Annotated in this window: 1 pseudogene; it reads left to right on the top strand. The window is 72.6% G+C overall.

The features are described 5' to 3' along the window. A pseudogene (locus IF17_RS0136025) lies at positions 1-212 on the top strand (MarR family transcriptional regulator); the annotation flags it as partial.

Raw genomic sequence — 212 nt, forward strand, 5'->3', positions numbered from 1 at the left:
GCCGGCGACTGCGCAGCACTGGAGCCCCTGGCGGCGGAATGGCTCGCCCGAGGCGTCGGCGTCGACTACCTCACCAGCGCCCTCACCGCAGGACTCCCCGCCCAGGTCGACAGCCCCCTCGGCTTCATCCGCAAACGCCTCACCGACAAGATCCCACCCCGGATCCCCACCACAGACAGCACCACACCCGGCACCCCCGGCCCCGCACCAGC

It is taken from the genome of Streptomyces cyaneofuscatus, assembly GCF_000718135.1.
GTDB lineage: Bacteria > Actinomycetota > Actinomycetes > Streptomycetales > Streptomycetaceae > Streptomyces > Streptomyces cyaneofuscatus.